This window comes from Asticcacaulis sp., from assembly GCF_051954415.1.
In the GTDB taxonomy this organism is placed as follows: Bacteria; Pseudomonadota; Alphaproteobacteria; order Caulobacterales; family Caulobacteraceae; genus Asticcacaulis.
In genome coordinates this window covers 122,084-140,816 of record NZ_JBQCHT010000040.1, presented here as the reverse complement: position 1 = coordinate 140,816, position 18,733 = coordinate 122,084, and the positions used below count along the sequence as shown (strand labels likewise).

Here is an 18,733-nt window from a genome sequence, read left to right as displayed (position 1 = left end):
TGGCGGATTCAACACATCTGTCAGGTGAATCTCGGCAGATGGCTCTTTTCGCGTGATATCAAATTGACCGGTCAGACAATTCGTCATATCTCAATCAGGTCACAGCTTTGTCAAAATAGCTGTGTAAAACAATAAACTGGTATCCGGTGGCAGTTCAGGAAGACAACCCTTTCAAAGGGTCGCTCTCGAAATAATCCGGGTTTCGGGCTGTAGAAAAAGAAGATGAAATCTGTTGCATTCATGGCTGTCTCGGTGATGGTTCTGGCTTTGGCCGGAAGCAGCACTTTTGCCATGGCGCAGACCAAGACCGTGCGTCCGCAATCGACCGTCGAAAATATCGCCGGCCTGACGCCGCTGGTCCAGCCGGTGGGCGAAAGCTTCATCAGCGACGACACGACTGGCTTTTCCAAGCCGCAGTCCAAGGTCTACCAGTTCAATCTCGATGGCAAATGGGGCGTCAAGTTCGACGTCAACCAGCCCGAATCGAGCGCACCGCGTTCCAGTGATATCGATGCGGGCGCTTTTTATCGCCTGACGCCTTCCCTGCGCGTCGGCGGCACGCTTGGTTTCGGTGAAAAGTCCGATCCGATGAAGCCGGAGCCCGCCCGCAGCGCCGCTCAAGGCGACAAGAAGCAGCCCCGCGTCCGCCTGGAAACGACATTTAAGTTCTAAAGTTTAAACGCGTCCACCGCGCCGACGCCGGCAAGGCCGCTGCCCTTCAGCGACAGGATATTGTCGCAGCCAATCCCTCCCAGACCATATACCGGCAGACTGGACAGTTCCGTCATATCGCGTGCCCCTTTTACGCCCAAAGGCGCTATGCCTTGCGCTGAGGGGCTTTGGCTGGCGAAGACCGGGGATATGAATACCGCCGACAGGCCGTTCGCTACATCGAGATCGCGCAGGGTCTCGGCGTCACGGCAGGCGGCAGTCAGGATCAGGTTCGGATGCGCGGCATGAAGACCGGCGGCGCGATTGATGCTCGCCTGACGCAGATGGATACCATCGGCCTCGATCTCCAGCGCCAGGGCGTCGTCCTCGCCAATCAGCAGGGTCAGACCGTTGTCACGGGCAATCTTGCGCAGCAATTGTGCGCGCTGGCTGGTGTGATTTTCACCGAAATGGCGGTAGATGATCCCAGACCCTGCCGGCATGTGGACGGCAATATCTTCCGGATGCGGCGTACGCTTCGGATCGGTGAAGAAGAACAATGGCGGCAATTTGGGGTTTTGGGGCGACTGCGCTTGCGCTATATCCCGTGCCTTGTCGAGCAGATATTGAAAGCGGGTCTTGTATGTCATCACCGGATGTCCAATCTGGCGCCTATTCTAGGCTCATAGCTCAGATGCACAAGGCTTTAAAGGCCGCTGGCCGGGCACCGGATGCGGCCTATCTGACCGCGGTTTCCAAGAACCAGCCCTGGGAGGCGATTGAGCCCGTGCTTAAAGCCGGGCAGCGGCGTTTTGGTGAGAACCGGGTGCAGGAGGCCATAACCCGCTGGGATGGCAAACGCGCCGACTATTCGGGCCTTGAACTGCGCCTGATCGGTCCCCTGCAAAGCAACAAGGCGGCGGAAGCCGTGGCGTTTTTCGACGTGATCGAGAGCATTGACCGCGACAAGATCGCCCGCGCCATCGCCGATGAAATCCAGAAGCAAGGCAGGGCCCCGCTGTTGTATGTCCAGGTCAATATCGGCGAGGAAGACCAGAAATCAGGCGTTCTGCCGGCGGAGACCGACGCTTTTCTGGCCACCTGCAAAGGCTATGGCCTAAAAATCGAAGGACTGATGTGTATTCCGCCGGTCGAGGGGCCACGGGGGCCTTATTTCGCCCTGCTGAAAAAGATCGCCGACCGCAACGGCATCAATCATCTCAGCATGGGAATGAGCGATGATTTCGAGACAGCCATCGCTTTCGGTTCCACGGAAATCCGCGCCGGATCAGCGCTTTTCGGCAGCCGCTGATTACATCTTCATATCGCCGTGGTCCATGCCGCCCGAAGTGCCGGCCTTGGCCAAGGGCGTATTGGACACCAGCATCGGCAGGGTGACGGGTCCGGCCTTTTCAAATACCAGGGTGACATTGACCGTTTCGCCCGCGACCGGACGATGGGTCAGGTTTTCGAGCATGATGTGATTGCCGCCGGGCTTGAATACCAAGGTATCGCCGGAGCGGATGACAAAGCCGTCCTTCGCCTCGGCCATTTCCATGGTCGAGCCGTTCATTTTCATGGTGTGCAGGGTCGTGGTGGTGGCGCACTCACAGGCCGCCGAGATCAGGCGGTCGTCGGTATTGCCCTTGTTGGTGATGGTGACATAGGCGGCGGTATTGGGATTATTGCCCAGGGCCGCGCGCATGGCGTAATCGGTCATGCTCAGGCTGGACTGCGTGACTACGCCGCTGGCGTCGCTTGAGCTCGATATAGTGGTGGTGCGCTGCTCTACCTTTTCACAGGCGGCTAAAGTGAATGGCAGGGTCAGGCACGCCAGGCCCAGAATAATGTTAGCTCTCATACCGCTCTCCATTTACGAGTGCAGAGGCTGTGCCTCTGCGACTTAACCCCAGAGTCCCACAATCTTCTTTACATCCTTGACCACCGGTGCCGCCACTTCATTGGCGCGGTCGGCACCAATCCTCAGCACGCGGTCGATTTCGGCCGGATCGGCCAAAAGCCTGCGCAGGCGTTCTGAGATTGGCGCCATCTTTTCGACCACGACCTCGGCCAGAGCCGGTTTGAAGGCGCCGAAGCCCTTGCCGCCGAAATCCTTCAGCACGTCAGCCACGGAAATGCCGGCTAGGGCGGCATAGATGCCGACCAGGTTCTTGGCTTCCGGACGGTTTTCCAGACCTTCAGCGCTTTCCGGAAGCACATCGGCGTCGGACTTGGCCTTCTTGATCTTGGCGGCAATGGTATCAGCGTCATCGGTCAGATTGATGCGCGAATTATCGGAAGGGTCTGACTTCGACATCTTGGCCATGCCGTCGCGCAGGGACATGATGCGCGCACCGGGGCCCTGATAGAGGGTTTCCGGCACCGGGAAGTAATCGACCTCGAAATCGTGGTTGAACTTCTTGGCCACGTCGCGCGTCAGTTCGAGGTGCTGGCGCTGGTCCTCGCCCACGGGCACATGGGTGGCCTTGTAAAGCAGGATGTCAGCCGCCTGGAGCACCGGATAGGTGTAGAGGCCCACGCTGGCGCGTTCCTTGTCCTTGCCGGCCTTGTCCTTGAACTGGGTCATGCGGTCGAGCCAGCCTAAGCGGGCGACGCAGTTGAAGATCCACGCCAGTTCGACATGGCCGGCCACGGCCGATTGCGGGAAGATGGTCGACTTTTCGATATCGACGCCGGCCGCCAGGTAACAGGCGGCGATTTCGCGCGTCTGGTCGAGCAGCTTTTGCGGTTCCTGCCAGACGGTGATGGCGTGCAGGTCGGCGATGAAGAAGAAGCGCTCGGCGTCATCGGATTGCATATCGGCGAACTTTTTCAGGGCGCCGAGATAGTTGCCGAGGTGCAGGGAGCCGGAGGCCTGGATGCCGGAAAGGATGCGTTTCTTGGTCATGTGGTCTTACTTGATTATGCAGAACGGCGCCGCAGCACCGCCTTCAGTTCGGACGGCTTGATCGCGCCGGTTATAAACAGCAGTCCGATATAAAGGAACAGGCCGGCGAAACAAACCCCCAGAACGGCGATTTCCTTGGTGTGGCTAAAGATCGCAGGCAGCAACGGAATGCCGCGCACATAGGGCACTACCGAGCCGATGGCGCCCTGTATCAGCGGGCGCTCAAACGAGCTGAGGCCACAGAAGGCGGCCATGCTCGCGCCGCAGAGCAGCAGCAATAGCAGGGTGCGGAAGGCTTTGGGGGTGATGATCCAGGTCCGGCGTTTGGCAAGCGTAAAGACCATCAGCGCCACATTGACCCAGGCGGCGGCCGAGGTGCCGATGGCGAGGCCGGCCGTGCCGATCAGCTTGAACATGGTCAGGCCGACGCTCAGGTTTACGATCACCGAGATAATGGCGAACTTCATCGGACCAAAGGTGTCCTTGCGGGCAAAGAAGGCGGGATTGAGGATACGGGTCAGCACGAAGGCCGGTACGCCCCAGCCATAGTGGAACAGGCAGCGCGCCACCTGGTGAGCGTCATCGAGGTGGAAGGCGTCACGCGTGTAAAGACCATCCATCAGGAAGAAAGGCATGGCCATCAGGGCGGCGGCGGCGGGCAGGGCGAAGGCCATGGAAAACACGACGGCCTGGTCCATCTGAGTCTGCGCGGCTTCGTGATCCTCGGCATGGACGGCGCGGGAAAGCGCCGGCAGCAGCGCCGTGCCGATGGCGACACCGACAAGCCCTATCGGCAACTGGTAGAAACGATCGGCCATGGCCAGCCATGAGGTCGCGCCGTGGATAGATGAGGAAAAGATGCCGGAAATGAAGATATTGACCTGGGTGGCGGCGGCGGCCAGCGCACCGGGCACGGCCAGCAGGAGCAGCCTGTTGATGTCCTTCGAGAACACCGGGATGATCGCCAGATTGACATGGGCGCCGGATTTCCGTGCGCCCCACAACAGCATGGCGGCCTGCAGGATACCGGCGATCAGGGTGCCGATCGAGCCCCACAGCGCCGAGGCATAGACCGTATGTTGTGGCAGGATGGAGATCAGGGTGACGGCATTGAGCAGGATCGGTACGCCGGCCGACATCAGGAAGCGGCCGCGCGCATTCAGTACGCCGGACAGGTGCGCCACGATCGCCATGCAGGGCAGGTAGGGCATGGTGATCTGGGTGAAGAGCACGGCCAGCTTGTACTTGGCGGGATCGGCCAGGAAGCCCGGCTTGATCACCATCATCAGCCACGGCATGGTGAACTGGCACAGCAGGCAGAAGGCGACCGTGATGAAGGTGAGCGTTGCCATGGCGTCATGCGCCATCTTGTCGGCCGCTTCTTTGCCATCACGCTCAAGGGCGGCCGAATAGGATGGCACGAAGGCAGCGGAAAATGCGCCTTCGGCAAAGATACGCCGGAACAGGTTGGGAAATGCCTGGGCGGTGTTATAGGCATCGGCCATGATATTGCCCGAGGCGCCGAGATAGGCGGCCAGCACCAGGTCACGGGCGAAGCCGGCCAGACGCGAAATCAGGGTAAAGCTGCTGTTGATCAGCGAATTGCGCAGAAGCCCGGAGGATTTCTTGACGGGTGTTGCGGGCGTTTCGACGTCTGACACGGACATGCTCTGCTAAGGTGTGTCTTTCGCTTTAGGCTGGCTGTGGATTTCCTGCAAGCAGTTATGGGTTAACGCGCCAGGCTGGCTTTTGCCCGCGCCAGGTTGCGCTTTGGCGGCTGGGCCGGCTTGTCGAGCACGGCCAGCAACTGCTTTTTCAGGGTCTGCTTCAGGCCGCCGGCCAGTTGCGCCTTGCGGTAGTGGTCCGCCACATAGAAGGCGTCAACCGCGCGTTCGCCATAACAATCGATATGCGCCGAGGCGATATCGACATGCTGCTTCGCCATGACCTCGACAATATCGGCCAGCAGGCCGGGACGGTCGCGGCCGGAAACTTCGATGATGGTGACATTGGCGTTGCTGTCATCGTCAAAGACCACTGTGGGGGCGATGGCGAAGGCGGCGGTGCGCGCCGCGAAGGGCGATTTCCAGGTCAGGGCTTCCGGCAGACGGCCATGGGCGGCGGCTTCCAGGGCGGTCTGGGCGTGTTTCTGGCGCGGCAGGTCGTCATGGGCGAAGGGCTTGCCGGTCGAATCCTGCACATAAAACACGTCGAGCGCCTGGCCGGTGGCTGAGGTGAAGACCTGCGCCCCGACCACGTTTCCGCCGAGATTGGCGAAGCAGCGCGCCAGATCGGCAAAGAGCCCGGTGCGGTCCTCGGCCGAGATCGAGAAGGCGGTGGCGTTGCGCACCGTATCGATGCGCAGGGCTACGGCTGGTGCGCCATTGGCGTTGCGCACCAGCACCGCATGGTTCTTGATATCTTCAGGACTGAACGAGAACAGGTAACTTTCGTCCATGGTTTCCAACCAGTCGGCCATATCGGCGTCGTTTTCGCTCAACTGCACCCGGCGGGCATGGGCGCGTTGCTGGATGTCTTCGCGTACGCTGGCCACGGCATCCGGTCCCCGTCCGCCGCGGAAGGCACTTTCGGTGGCGTCGAACAGGTCGCGCATCAACTGACCTTTCCAGGCATTCCACACGCCCGGACCGACGGCGCGGATATCGGCCACGGTCAGGATCAGCAGCAGACGCAGGCGTTCCGGCGTCTCGACGATATGGGCGAAGGCGGCCACGGTTTCCGGATCGGAGACGTCGCGTTTCTGTGCATAGTCGGACAGGACGAGGTGGTGGCGCACCAGCCAGGCCACCTGGTCGATCTTCCAGTCCTCGATGCCCAGCCGTTCACACGCCTTGCGCGCGGCAATCTCGCCGCCCACTTCCTGGCCCAGTTCATTGCCCTTGCCGGTGTCGTGCAGCAGCATGGCGAGATAGAGCGATTCCTTGTCGGTGACCTGCGGCATGATCACGCTCGACAGCGGATGGTCTTCCTTATAGGCGCCGGTATCTATGCCATGGATGATGTCGATGGCGCGCAGGGTGTGCTCATCGACCGTATAAGCGTGATACATGTTGAACTGCGTCTGGGCGACAATGCGGCCGAATTCAGGGATATAGCGGCCGAGCAGGCCGGTTTCCGACATCATGGACAGCGTCTTGTACGGATCCTTGCCGCGTACCAGCAGATCAAGGAACAGCCGCGCCGCTTCCGGATTGCGCCGCAAGCTGGGCGTCACCAGGTCAAGATTGCGGGCGATGGCGGTGAAGGCATCCGGATGCAGGTCGAGTTCGAGCCGGTCGGCCATCTTGAACAGCATGAACATGGCGACCGGCGACTTCTGGAAGATATCCGGTGAATTGACGCTCAGGCGGCCATTGGTGACGATAAAGCCGGGGTGATCGGCGCGCGTCAGGTTCATGATTCCCGACTGGATCAGGCTCGACAGCCGGGCCAGCGGCTTGGCTTGCTGGGTTTCCAGCTTGGTGCAGAAGGTGCGGGTCAGCGCGCCCACCTCCTTGGCGACCACGAAATAGCGGCGCATGAAGCGCTCAACATTGGGTTCGCCCTCGCGGTCGATAAAGCCCATGCGGCGGGCCACTTCCGGCTGAAGGTCAAAGGTCAGCCGTTCTTCGCCGCGCCCGGCGGCGGTGTGCATGATGATGCGGACCTTCCACAGGAAATCAAAGGCGCGCATGAAGATGCGGCGTTCCTTGTCGGTCAGGATCAGGTCGAGCACCTCAGCATCCTTGCCGGCGCCGCCCGCCAGGAATTTGGCGATCCAGTAGAGGGTATGCAGGTCACGCAGGCCGCCCTTGCCTTCCTTGACATTGGGTTCGACCACGAAGCGCGTGGTGCCGGTCTTGACATGGCGCTGATCGCGTTCTTCCAGCTTGGAGGCGACGAAATCGAAGGCGTGCGATTTCAGGCCATCGTGCGTGAGCCGGTCTTCCAGGTTCTGCGCCAGTTCGGCATCGCCGGCGATCAGGCGGTGTTCCAGCACCGCTGTCATTATGGTGTGGTCGCTCCTGACGTATTTGAGCGTCTCATCGACCGTGCGCGACGAATGGCCGACCTTCAGTCCCAGATCCCACAATGTATAGAGAATGAATTCGATCACCGATTCCGAGTGCGAAGTTTCCTTCCAGGCGCGCAGGAACAACAGGTCGAGATCGGAATAGGGCGCCAGTTCGCCACGGCCGTAACCGCCTACGGCCAAGAGCGCCAGACGCTCGCCTTCGGTCGGGTTGCGGGCGCGGTAGACGTGGGTGAGGGTGAAGTCCCACAGGGCGGAGACCACTTCGTCGGTCACCCCGGCCAGGGCGCGGGCGGTGGCATACCCGCCCTTCTGATCGTCCACGCGCTCAAGCAGGCTGGTGCGGCCCTTATCGAGCGCATCTTTCAGAATGGTAACGGCGCGGCGTCGCAAATCGAGCGTATCGCCTGACGAATCCTCATAGGCTTCGGTCAGGCGTTTACGCAGGTCAGTCCCGTCGATACGGTATGCAGGCGCCGCCGGGTGTGTCTGGGTGAGCATGGGGGAGGAGTCACTCATATGAACAAAACTCGGCTTGCCTCCGGCTTACAGCAGTTTGTGTAAATTATATATGAGTTCCAGGGCTTCCTTGGGGCTTAAATCATCCGGATTTACGCTCCTGAGCATGGTTTCCATCCTAGAGGGTGCATATGTCGCCGGTTCCGGTGCGCGGCTTGCGGAAAACAGCGGCAAGTCGTCGAGCCTGAGCTGGGTCTGGTTGTCTTCTTCCAGGCGCGTCAGGATATCGCGGGCGCGCGAAACCACGGCCGGCGGCATACCGGCCAGACGTGCCACCTGCACGCCGTAGGAGCGGTCGGCCGAGCCTTTGCGCGCCTCGTGCAGGAAGATCAGTTCACCATTGTGCTCATGGGCGGTCAGCGACAGGTTATTGAGGTGCTTCATCCGCTCTTCGAGCCGGGAAAGCTCGTGATAATGGGTGGCAAAGAGGGTGCGCGCCTTGATGACCTCATGCAGGTTTTCCGCCGAAGCCCAGGCGATGGCCAGGCCGTCATAGGTGGCGGTGCCGCGGCCGATTTCATCAAGGATGATGAAGGAGCGCTCGCTGGCCTGAGTCAGGATGGCGGCGGTTTCGACCATTTCCATCATGAAGGTGGAGCGGCCCTGCGCCAGGTCATCGCCGGCGCCGACACGCGAGAACAGCTTGTCGACCACGCCCAGGTGCATGGCCTTGGACGGCACGAACAGGCCGGCCTGCGCCATGATGATCAGCAGGGCGTTCTGGCGGAGATAGGTCGATTTACCGGCCATGTTCGGACCGGTGACGAGCGACAATCGCGCGGCATGGGCGCCTGACGCATCAAGATCGACATCATTGGGCGTGAAGGGCTTGCCCTGGCTTTTCAGCGCCGCCGCGACGACCGGATGGCGGCCGCGTGAAATTTCCAGCCGCAGACTGTCATCGACCGCCGGCCGGACCGCATCCCATTCCTCGGCGTAAGCGGCATTGGCGACCGCGACATCGAGCGCGCAGATGGCGTCATGCCCGCCCTGGATTTCGGCGGCGGCCAGGCGCACCTCTTCGCGTAACTGCTCGAAGATATCCAGTTCCAATGTCTGGCCCTGTTGTGCGGCGCGCTGGATGCGGCCATCGAGTTCGATCAGTTCGGTGGTGACGAAGCGCACCTGGTTGGCCAGAGACTGGCGGTGGATGAACTGCTTATCCGTATCCTGAGCCTGAAGCTGTTCGGCCAGCTTGGCGGAAAGCTCGATGAAATAGCCCAGCACATTGTTGAACTTGATGCGGATGGCGATACCGGTCTCGGCCGCTAGTCTTTGTTCCAGCGCCAGTATGACCTGACGGCTGTCATCGCGCAGGGCCCGCGCCTCGTCCAGTTCAACATTGAAGCCGGGACGGATAAAGCCGCCGTCGGACAGTTTGAGCGGCGGCTCCTCGACTACGGCGCGCGCCAGTTTGTCGCGCAACTGGCTGAGCGGCAGGGACGGCACCAGGGCCGAGATGATGTCGTCGATTTCCCGCGGAATAGCGGGCGGCTCGCCGGCCAGATCGTCATGTTCCTGATGGCGGGCGTCATTTAACTGGCTGGCCAGGGTCTCGCTGATGGTCAGCGCCTGGGTAATGACGCACAGGTCGCGCGCACTTCCCCGGCCCAGAGACAGCCGCGACAGGGCCCGCGCCTGATCGGACAGCGAGCGCATCAGGTGGCGCAGGGTTTCGCGCAAGGTCCGGCGCGGCAGCAACCACTCGATCGTATCCAGCCGCGCATTGATATCGGCCGGATTATAGAGAGGCCGCGCCAGACGGTTGAGCAACAGGCGGCAGCCGCCGGAGGTCACCGTCATATCTAGCGCGGAGATCAGGCTGCCTTCGCGCCTGCCCTGCTGCGTGCGGTCGATCTCAAGGCTGTTGCGCGTGGCGGCATCAATGGCGAGATAATTGTTGGAAATCACCCGCGCCGGCGGTTTCAGAGTCGGAATCTTGCCGGCCTGGGTCAGGTCGATATAGGCGGCCAGCAAGCCCAGCGCCGAAACCTCGGCCGGGCTGAAGCTGCCGAAGCCATCGAGTGTGGAGACGCCATAGAGCTTGAGCAGGCGCGCTTCTCCGGAAACGGGATCGCACAGGGAGGCCGGCTGTGGCTGGATGACCCCGCCGTACATCTTGAGCAGGGGGTAAATCGCCTCGTCCTGGATCAGCCGGTCAGCCACCAGGCTTTCCGAAGGCCGCAGGGCGGACAACTGAACGCCCAGTTGTTCGGGCGCGACCTCCAGCACCTCGACATCACCGGTTGAAAGCTCCACCGCTGCCAGGGCCAGCACGCCGCCGCGCGATGACAGGGCCACCAGCCGGTTGGCGCCGCGCTCCTCCAGAAGCGTATCCTCGGTCAGGGTGCCCGGCGTTACAACGCGTGTTATACCCCGCTTGACGATGGCTTTCGAGCCGCGTTTCTTCGCCTCGGCCGGGTCTTCCAACTGATCGCAGACGGCGACGCGGTGGCCGAGTCGGATCAGCCTGGCGATATAGGCATCGGCGGCATGGGCGGGCACGCCGGCCAGCGGAATATCCTTGCCCTGGAACTGCCCGCGCTTGGTCAGGGCCAGGGATAAGGCTTGAGAAGCAATGACCGCGTCTTCGAAAAAGATTTCGTAGAAATCGCCCATGCGCATCAGCAGGAGGGCATCGGGGTATTGCGCCTTGAGCTGGATATATTGCGCCATGACCGGCGTGGCGCCCTCCACATTGGGGGTGGCGGCATCTGGCGTGAGGGTTTGCGGGGCGTTCATGGCGAGAAGTTAACCATTGTTAACAGCGAAGAGAAGGGATTTCGCAAAGGAAAGTGTGTAAAACCCCTCCAAACCGCGCTTTAAAAACAACAGCTTGCAAATTCATTTGTCAGACAATAAAGAAAAGTACCCCTGCAACCGTGTAGACCCTTTATTCGCCGCCGCTCTTGTTCTATTCCCTTAGGGACGCAAGTCCTTAATTTATAATATAAATCGCCACACACCCTGTCAGAGTTTCCCTAAAGTCATGACCACCGAAAAACAGACCTTCAGCGACGACGAAGCGCTGCACCTTCACCAGCACCCCCAGCCGGGCAAGATCGCACTAATGGCGACCAAGCCGATGGCCACCCAGCGCGACCTGGCCCTGGCCTATTCGCCGGGCGTGGCGGTGCCGGTGCTGCGCATCGCCGAGAACCCCGAAGCGGCCTATGACTATACGGCCAAGGGAAACATGGTGGCGGTCATTTCGAACGGTACGGCCATCCTCGGTCTCGGCAATCTCGGTGCGCTGGCTTCCAAGCCGGTGATGGAAGGCAAGTCGGTTCTTTTCAAGCGCTTTGCCGATATCGACTCGTTCGATATCGAGGTGGCGACTCAGGAGCCGAATGAATTCATTACGGTGGTGAAGAACATCACGGGTGCTTTTGGCGGCGTAAACCTGGAAGATATCAAGTCGCCGGAATGCTTCATCATCGAAGCGGCCCTGCAGGATCTGGCGGATATCCCGGTGTTTCACGATGACCAGCATGGCACGGCCATCATCGCTTCGGCGGGCCTGATCAATGCGCTGGAAATCACCGGCAAGAAGATCGAGGACGTAAAGGTCGTGCTCTGCGGCGCCGGCGCCGCCGGCCTGTCATCGCTCTCTCTGATCAAGTCACTGGGCGTGAAGCACGAAAACACCACGGTGGTCGATATCCACGGCGTCGTCTATGAAGGCCGCACCATCGACATGGACCAGTGGAAGGCGCCGCACGCCACAAAGACCTCCAAGCGCACTTTGGCGGAAGCGATGGTCGGTGCCGACGTTTTCCTGGGCCTGTCCGCCAAGGGCGTGCTGACGCCGGACATGGTCGCCACCATGGCCGACAAGCCGATCATCTTCGCCATGGCCAATCCAGATCCGGAAATCACGCCGGAAGAGGTGGCCAGCGTGCGCAGTGACGCCATCGTCGCCACCGGCCGCTCGGATTATCCGAACCAGGTCAATAACGTCCTGGGCTTCCCCTATATCTTCCGGGGTGCACTCGATGTCCGTGCCCGCCGGGTCAATCATGAGATGAAGCTGGCCGCCGCCCACGCCCTGGCGCAGCTCGCCCGCGAAGATGTGCCTGATGAAGTGGCCGCCGCCTATCAGGGCCGCCATCTGAAATTCGGCAAGGATTACATCATTCCGTCGCCCTTCGATCCGCGTTTGATCTGGTACATTCCGCCTTTCGTGGCTCAGGCCGCCATGGATACCGGCGTGGCCCGCAAGCCCATCACCGATATGGACGCCTACCGCAAGGCGCTGGAACAGCGGCTCGATCCGTCGGCCGGCTTCCTGCAATCGATCACCTCGGCGGTCCGTTCGCGGCCGTCCAAACGTATCGTTTTCGCTGAGGGCGAGGATATTTCGGTCATACGCGCCGCCCACGCCTTCAAGCTGCAAGGGCTCGGTACGCCGATCCTCTGTGGCCGTGAAAACCTGGTCGAGGAGAACATGCGCGCCGCCGGTATCGATCCGAAAGAGGAGGGCATCGAAATCGTCAATGCCCGCCTCAGCCATCGCAATGCCGCCTATTCGCAGTTACTTTATTCGCGCCTCCAGCGTGAAGGTTACCTCAAGCGCGACGTCGATCGCCTGATCAATCTCGACCGCAACTCCTTTGCCGCGGCTATGGTCATTTCCGGTCATGCCGATGGTATGGTCACCGGCGTGACCCGTTCGTTCGACAAGTCGCTGGATGATGTGCTGCGCGTGGTCGATCCGGCGCCGGGCGGCCGTATCATGGGTCTGTCCATTGTTCTTGCGAAGGGACGGACCATCTTCGTGGCCGATACCACGGTCGCCGAAATGCCAAGCCCGGAAGAGCTGGGCGATATCGCCATTGAAGCGGCCATGGCCGTGCGCAGCATGGGCCACACCCCGCGCGTGGCCTTCATGAGCTATTCGACCTTCGGCAATCCGACCGGCGAACGTTCGGATCGTGTCAAGGAAGCGGTGCGCCTGCTGGAAGAACGTGGCGTCGACTTCGAGTTCGAAGGTGAAATGCCGCCCGATGTGGCGCTGGAGCCGGCCATGTGGGCCAATTATCCCTTCCAGCGCCTGACCGCGCCGGCCAATGTGCTGATCATGCCGGCCATCCAGTCGGCCTCGATCTCGACCAAGATGATCGAAGCCCTGGGTGGCGCCACGGTGGTGGGCCCGCTGTTGCTGGGCTTGTCCAAGCCGGTGCAGATCTGCCAGTTGTCGGATTCGGTGTCAAAAATCCTGACCATGGCGACCTTCGCAGCTTACGATATCCGGGCGTCAGCGAAGGGGTGACGCTTTGATTATGGGGTCGAGGGGTCCGACCCCTCGCCTTACCAATAGACAAAAAGAGCGGCTCCCAAAAAGGAGCCGCTCTTTTTGTTTCTCAGGATAAAAACGAAGGGGCCGCCCGCCGCATGGCTGTGGGCGTTCGGCGCGGAAATCGACACACTGTGTCGATTTCATAAGGTTCGCCATGCGGCGAAACCTTCGCTTCTCACCCCCTTCACCCCGAAATACATCACACTTTCACCTCACTGCCTTCCACACGCCGGAAATACAGCCAGAACGACATGGCGATGGCGATGAATCCGATACCGATCGTGTAGGCGAAAAAGGCGAAATATCCCGCGCCCATGGCAGCGGGCGTGACGCCCAGCTTGGCCGAGGCGGTGACATAGGAATCCGCGTGCAAATGGCCCATCAGGCCCTTGAAAATACTGCTGATTCCGCCGGCATCCGCTGATTTGGCCGCGCCCTCGACGATCCGCCCCGATTGCGAGGCCACCAGCTTGCCGAGAATAGCGTAGAAACTGGAGAAGATGGCATATTGCGGCGCCGTATATTGCGGGCTGACCAGGGTGGACATATAGGCGATCAGAGACGTGCCTGCGATCGAGGCGGCGATGTTATCCATGGCAAGCGCCGCCGCGAAGATCGGCAGAGAATGACCCGCCGCCGCCAGCCACATGAAACCGACGTGACTGAAGGGGCCGGCAATGGCGCCGATCACCAGCGAATTGCGCACACCGAAACGCGCGATCAGCCAGCCGGCAATCCCGACCCCGACCACCAGCATCAGCACGCCGAAACCCTTGCGCATTTCCCCCACGACATCGAGCGAAAAGCCGAGATCGACATAGAAGGGGTTCATGATGCTGAGGGTAAATTCACTGATACGATAGAGGCAGATCAGCGCGAAGATGAAGCCGGCCCAGTCCTTGTAACGTCGGAAGAAATCGGCCAGCGGCTCGATAAAGGCGCCCTTGAAATAGGCGCCGGGACGCGTCGGCCAGGGCAGGGGTAGACACGCGCCGAGCATCAGCCCCAGGCCCACCAGGGTAAAGGGAATTTGCAGGAAAGGCCCGGTGGCCTTGGCGGTAAAGGCGGCTTTGAACGCGGCCTGCGCGTCGGGGCTCAGGCCCAGATGACCGAGCAGGCCATTCATCAGATCGGCATTGGCGGTGAGGCCGGAACCCATCATCAGGGCAGCAAACAGGATGATCAGGCCGCGAACGATCCATTCGGCCCATTCCAGAACCGGCCGCACCGGCAGGCCCTCATAATGGATTGGCCGCGGATTATGTGCGGGTCCGCGCGGTGCCAGAAGCACGGCGATCCAGCCAATGGCCATCATCAGGGCCATGGTGGCATAGGCCAGCGGCCAACCGATGCGTGACGACAGGATCAGCGGCACGGCGCCCGACACCATCATGGCGACACGATAGCCCCACTGATAGGCGGCGGTCATGATGCCCTGCATCTCGGGTTCGACGGATTCGATCCGCCAGGCGTCCATGACGATATCCTGGCTGGCGCCAAAGAAGGCGGTCAGCGCGGCGAAAGCCGCCATCTGACCCAGGCTGACCTTTGGATCGCAGGCGGCGATGCCGAGCAGACCCAGGGCCACCGCGGCCTGCAAGACCAGCATCCATGCGCGGCGGTGACCGAGCTTGCCATTCAGCCACGGCACATTCAGCCGGTCGAGCAGCGGCGCCCACATGAATTTCAATGTGTAGGAAAAGGTAACGAGCACGAAGAAGCCGATCACCTGGAGGGACAGGCCCTCGACACGCAGCCAGGCGCTCAGGGTATCGTTGACCAGCAGGAAGGGCATTCCGGAGGCATAGCCCAGAGCCAGCATCAGCAGGGGCTTGGGTTTGAAAAAGGCCATCAGGGCGGAAAGTGCCGAGAGTTTGGGCTTTTTTGCGTCGTCTGCCGTGACCGTCATTCGCTGTCCTCTGTCATTTCAGAGGAACGGTATGAGGCTTTGGGGCTTTAGTCTAGGCGCTTTTGGCGGTCGGGTGCTCGCCGGTCCAGGTCTGGAGGCGGTGTTTGAGCGCCACCAGCTCGATCGGCTTGGTCAGGAAATCGTTCATGCCGGCGTGAATGCTGGCGCGGCGGTCTTCCTCATAGGCATTGGCCGTCAGGGCGATGACCGGCGTGCGGATGCCCATGGCGCGGATTTCACGTACCGCGCCGAGCCCATCAATGCCCGGCAGGCCGAGATCCATGAAGATGATATCGAACTGGCGAGACTTAACAATATCGATGGCTTCCTCTCCAGACGAGGCGCGTTCGACACGGCAGCCCTCGCGCTGGAGCAGGATTTGCGCCAGCAGAGCATTGACTGGGTTATCCTCAACGAGCAGGACCGATTTGTCCGGCGCGGATTCGCTGACAATGCGTTCGTCGTCATTCTGCGGCTTCGCTTCGACCTTCTGTTCCTGATCGTGCAGCGTCTCCAGACGTTCCAGCAGGGAAGAGCGGCGCAGGGGTTTGATGAGGTAACCCGACCAGCCCTTTTCGCGCCAGGCGTCGATTTCATCGCGCTGCTCAGGTGCCAGCAGGATCAGGCTGCGCGGTGAGGGCGCTGGCACAGGCGCGGAAAAAGCGGCGCGATCGGCCAGGATAATGGCCTGCGGATCGAAAATATCTTCGGCGCGCGGCACCATGCGCAAACGGCAATCGCCTGCCGCCAGATGTGACCCAGCGCCTTCGGCCAGGATTTCGTTGTCACCGATAAAGGCGATGGCGTGGGGATAGCGGTTTTGGGATGGCCGGTTGCGCAGGCCGTAGGGTGCGCGGAATTCCACAGTGAACAGCGAGCCCTTGCCCACCTCGCTTTCGAGCGTGAGTGTCCCCTGCATGACATCGACCAGCTTCTTGACAACCACGAGTCCCAGCCCGGCGCCGCCATAACGCGTGGCGTGGCTGGCTTCCACCTGGCCATATTCCTCGAAAATGCGCACGCGGGCCTCTCCCGGAATGCCGGCGCCGGTATCGCGGACACTGAAACGGACAAGGCCGGCATCGCTCAGGCCGACATGGATCAGCACGCCGCCTTTCGTGGTAAACTTGATGGCATTGCCGGCGAGATTGAACAGGATCTGGCGCAGGCGGCCTTCATCAGCATGGATATAATCGAGGCGCGGATCGAGCGACCACACCACCTCTATATGATTGGCATGGGCACGCGGTGACAGAAGTTCTGCCACGCTTTGCAGCAACGGCTCCAGTTGTACCTCGGTCGTTTCCAGTTCGATGCGACCGGCATCAATGCGGGCATAGTCGAGCAGATCGTTGACCAGGGTCAGCAGGTGATCACCGGATTCCTTGGCCGTCTGCACATAGGACGCCTGGTCGGGGGAGAGGGGCGTGCGGGTCAGCAGTGACAACATGCCCATGACGCCATTGAGCGGCGTGCGGATTTCATGGCTCATCAGGCGGAAAAAGTCTTCGCGCGCTTTCAGGCGCTCCTCAGGCGACAGCCGCTCTTCCTGATCATGGCCTGTAACTGAAATCTGCATGGGGATTCTTCCGCCTGTCTCTACTGAGACGACCAGTCTAGATCAAAAAGGTTAAGTTAGCTCCAATACGAGATTCATATAGTATTAAGATACCACGCGGCCCTGCATTCGCGCCTCGACCTGGTCATCAGCAGAGGCCGTGCGGCGATAAACCAGGGCCTCGGCGACATGGCGGCGCAGAACAGGCCCGGACTGTTCGAGATCCGCGATGGTGCGTGCTAGACGCAAGGTACGGGTCCAACCACGGGCGCTGAGCCCGGTTTGTTGCGCGGCTTGGGTCAGGAGAGCCCTGGCCTGATCATTAAGGGCGCAAATCTGCTCCAGTCCGGTGCCATAGGCGGTGGCGTTCAGGCCATTATCCATGGCCAGGTCAAGCCGTCTGGCGCGATCGAGCTGGATGTCGCGCGCCACTGATACGCGGGCAGCGACCTCCTTCGAGCCTTCAGCCGGCGCCGGCAGGGCCATATCCATGGCGGTGACGGGCGGGACATCGATTTGCAGGTCGATGCGATCCATCAGTGGGCCGGAGACACGGCCCTGATAATCCCTGATGCAGCGCGGGGCCTTGCCGCAGGCCCCCTTGCCGACGCCGCCATAGCCGCAGCGGCAGGGATTCATCGCCGCCACCAATTGTACGCGCGCTGGATATTTGACATGGTGATTGGCGCGCGCCACGATGATTTCATTGGTTTCCAGCGGCTGGCGCAGCGAATCCAGCGCCTGCGGGGAAAACTCCGGCAGTTCATCGAGGAAAAGCACGCCATTATGCGCCAGGGAGACCTCGCCCGGCTTGGCGCGCATCCCGCCGCCGGTCAGGGCCGCCATTGAGGCCGAGTGATGCGGCGCGCGAAAAGGCCGTTCACGGGTGAGTTCACCCTTGGCGATCAGCCCGGCCATTGACCAGACCTGAGAGGTTTCCAGCAGTTCGCGTGAGGTCAGCGGCGGCAATATGCCCGGCAGTCTTTGCGCAAGCATCGATTTGCCCGATCCGGGCGGGCCGACGAACAGCAGGTTGTGCCCGCCCGCCGCCGCAATTTCCAAGGCGCGCTTTGGCACTTCCTGGCCCTTGACCTCATTGAGATCGAGCGGTTTTGCCGACGCCTTCACCTCACCGGCCACCGGTGGACTGAGCACGGCATGGCCCTTGAAATGATTGATCAGCGCGATCAGCGAGGCGGGCGCGAGTATATTGACATCGCCCGCCCAGGCGGCTTCGGCGCCATTATCGGCCGGGCAGATCAGCCCCATGCCAAACTCAGACGCGGCGATGGCGGCGGGCAGGGCCCCGCTGATGGCGGCAATGCGGCCATCGAGCATCAGTTCCCCGACGCAGACATAGTTAGTCAGGGCGTCTTCGGGAATAATGCCCATGACCGTCATCAGGGCCAGCGCGATCGGCAGATCGAAATGCGAGCCTTCTTTGGGCAGGTCGGCGGGCGAAAGCGCGGCGACGATACGCTTGCCCGGCAGGCTCAAACCCATGCCGGCGAAGGCGCCGCGTACCCGTTCGCGGCTTTCGGCCACCGCCTTGTCGCCCAGCCCGACCACATGAAAGGAGATGTGGCCATTGGTAAGGACAACCTCGGCCTCGACCCGGCGCGCCTCGGCGCCTTCAAATGCAATGGTGGTGATCCGCGCCGGCATGTCCTTGCCCCCATTTAATATCTTGCCGCTTTGCAGGTACGCCTATACTGGAATTATCCACAGACTAGCGCGACGAAAAATACAAAGCAAGAACAAAAAAGGAACAAATACGCATTTTCTCTACCCTGCCTTGCAGAAGGGGAATCAGACGGCTGATTATTATTGTTTTACCGACGGGAAACCGCCCTCGT

Annotated in this window: 12 protein-coding genes; 3 read left to right on the top strand and 9 right to left on the bottom strand. The window is 61.1% G+C overall.

What is annotated here, in order from left to right; genetic code table 11:
• Nucleotides 1-222: 222 nt before the first annotated feature.
• The gene (locus ACTHND_RS15720; RefSeq protein ID WP_245679044.1) at nt 223-672 is read left to right on the top strand and encodes an NtrZ family periplasmic regulatory protein; all 450 of its coding nucleotides are present in this window, start codon (nt 223-225) and stop codon (nt 670-672) included.
• On the opposite strand, the gene ACTHND_RS15715 is transcribed toward ACTHND_RS15720, so the two are convergent.
• Nucleotides 669-1,301, bottom strand: coding sequence for a thiamine phosphate synthase (locus ACTHND_RS15715; RefSeq protein WP_440178902.1), 633 nt, complete (start codon nt 1,299-1,301; stop codon nt 669-671). The genes ACTHND_RS15720 and ACTHND_RS15715 overlap by 4 nt on opposite strands.
• A 44-nt stretch (nt 1,302-1,345) precedes the next feature.
• Between ACTHND_RS15715 and ACTHND_RS15710 the strand changes: the two genes are divergently transcribed.
• Nucleotides 1,346-1,963 (top strand): YggS family pyridoxal phosphate-dependent enzyme, encoded by a 618-nt coding sequence (locus ACTHND_RS15710; RefSeq protein ID WP_440178901.1) that lies wholly within the window; start codon nt 1,346-1,348, stop codon nt 1,961-1,963.
• On the opposite strand, the gene ACTHND_RS15705 is transcribed toward ACTHND_RS15710, so the two are convergent.
• The 5 genes from ACTHND_RS15705 to mutS all read right to left on the bottom strand — a co-directional run bounded on the left by ACTHND_RS15705 (nt 1,964) and on the right by mutS (nt 10,853).
• Nucleotides 1,964-2,512 (bottom strand): copper chaperone PCu(A)C, encoded by a 549-nt coding sequence (locus tag ACTHND_RS15705; RefSeq protein WP_440178900.1) that lies wholly within the window; start codon nt 2,510-2,512, stop codon nt 1,964-1,966.
• 42 nt (nt 2,513-2,554) lie between these two features.
• Complete coding sequence (gene trpS, locus ACTHND_RS15700) at nt 2,555-3,559, bottom strand: tryptophan--tRNA ligase (protein ID WP_440178899.1); 1,005 nt, start codon at nt 3,557-3,559, stop codon at nt 2,555-2,557.
• Nucleotides 3,560-3,573: 14 nt separating this feature from the next.
• The gene (murJ, locus tag ACTHND_RS15695; RefSeq protein WP_440178898.1) at nt 3,574-5,226 is read right to left on the bottom strand and encodes a murein biosynthesis integral membrane protein MurJ; all 1,653 of its coding nucleotides are present in this window, start codon (nt 5,224-5,226) and stop codon (nt 3,574-3,576) included.
• Nucleotides 5,227-5,288: 62 nt separating this feature from the next.
• A complete protein-coding gene (locus ACTHND_RS15690) occupies nt 5,289-8,093 on the bottom strand; it encodes a [protein-PII] uridylyltransferase (protein WP_440178939.1) in 2,805 nt (934 codons plus the stop codon).
• A 45-nt stretch (nt 8,094-8,138) separates the two neighbouring features.
• Entirely contained in the window at nt 8,139-10,853 is a 2,715-nt protein-coding gene (gene mutS / locus ACTHND_RS15685; protein ID WP_440178897.1) for a DNA mismatch repair protein MutS, read from the bottom strand.
• Between the two features lie 247 nt (nt 10,854-11,100).
• On the opposite strand from mutS, the gene ACTHND_RS15680 reads away from it, so the two are divergent.
• Nucleotides 11,101-13,383 carry an NADP-dependent malic enzyme gene (locus ACTHND_RS15680; protein WP_440178896.1) on the top strand — a complete coding sequence of 761 codons (2,283 nt, stop codon included), beginning with the start codon at nt 11,101-11,103 and terminating at the stop codon, nt 13,381-13,383.
• Between the two features lie 226 nt (nt 13,384-13,609).
• Here ACTHND_RS15680 and ACTHND_RS15675 read toward each other — a convergent pair whose 3' ends face one another.
• From ACTHND_RS15675 to ACTHND_RS15665, 3 genes are all read right to left on the bottom strand, one after another.
• The gene (locus ACTHND_RS15675; RefSeq protein ID WP_440178895.1) at nt 13,610-15,319 is read right to left on the bottom strand and encodes an AmpG family muropeptide MFS transporter; all 1,710 of its coding nucleotides are present in this window, start codon (nt 15,317-15,319) and stop codon (nt 13,610-13,612) included.
• A gap of 52 nt (nt 15,320-15,371) precedes the next feature.
• Entirely contained in the window at nt 15,372-16,898 is a 1,527-nt protein-coding gene (locus ACTHND_RS15670) for a response regulator (protein ID WP_440178894.1), read from the bottom strand.
• 84 nt (nt 16,899-16,982) lie between these two features.
• The gene (locus tag ACTHND_RS15665) at nt 16,983-18,542 is read right to left on the bottom strand and encodes a YifB family Mg chelatase-like AAA ATPase (protein ID WP_440178893.1); all 1,560 of its coding nucleotides are present in this window, start codon (nt 18,540-18,542) and stop codon (nt 16,983-16,985) included.
• Nucleotides 18,543-18,733 lie beyond the last annotated feature (191 nt).

What these genes read in the sequence shown, in the direction of transcription:
- ACTHND_RS15720 (WP_245679044.1), top strand. Translation starts at nt 223, where the DNA reads ATGAAATCTGTTGCATTCATGGCTGTCTCGGTGATGGTTCTGGCTTTG.
- ACTHND_RS15715 (WP_440178902.1), bottom strand. Translation starts at nt 1,301, where the DNA reads ATGACATACAAGACCCGCTTTCAATATCTGCTCGACAAGGCACGGGAT.
- ACTHND_RS15710 (WP_440178901.1), top strand. Translation starts at nt 1,346, where the DNA reads ATGCACAAGGCTTTAAAGGCCGCTGGCCGGGCACCGGATGCGGCCTAT.
- ACTHND_RS15705 (WP_440178900.1), bottom strand. Translation starts at nt 2,512, where the DNA reads ATGAGAGCTAACATTATTCTGGGCCTGGCGTGCCTGACCCTGCCATTC.
- trpS (WP_440178899.1), bottom strand. Translation starts at nt 3,559, where the DNA reads ATGACCAAGAAACGCATCCTTTCCGGCATCCAGGCCTCCGGCTCCCTG.
- murJ (WP_440178898.1), bottom strand. Translation starts at nt 5,226, where the DNA reads ATGTCCGTGTCAGACGTCGAAACGCCCGCAACACCCGTCAAGAAATCC.
- ACTHND_RS15690 (WP_440178939.1), bottom strand. Translation starts at nt 8,093, where the DNA reads ATGCTCACCCAGACACACCCGGCGGCGCCTGCATACCGTATCGACGGG.
- mutS (WP_440178897.1), bottom strand. Translation starts at nt 10,853, where the DNA reads ATGAACGCCCCGCAAACCCTCACGCCAGATGCCGCCACCCCCAATGTG.
- ACTHND_RS15680 (WP_440178896.1), top strand. Translation starts at nt 11,101, where the DNA reads ATGACCACCGAAAAACAGACCTTCAGCGACGACGAAGCGCTGCACCTT.
- ACTHND_RS15675 (WP_440178895.1), bottom strand. Translation starts at nt 15,319, where the DNA reads ATGACGGTCACGGCAGACGACGCAAAAAAGCCCAAACTCTCGGCACTT.
- ACTHND_RS15670 (WP_440178894.1), bottom strand. Translation starts at nt 16,898, where the DNA reads ATGCAGATTTCAGTTACAGGCCATGATCAGGAAGAGCGGCTGTCGCCT.
- ACTHND_RS15665 (WP_440178893.1), bottom strand. Translation starts at nt 18,542, where the DNA reads ATGCCGGCGCGGATCACCACCATTGCATTTGAAGGCGCCGAGGCGCGC.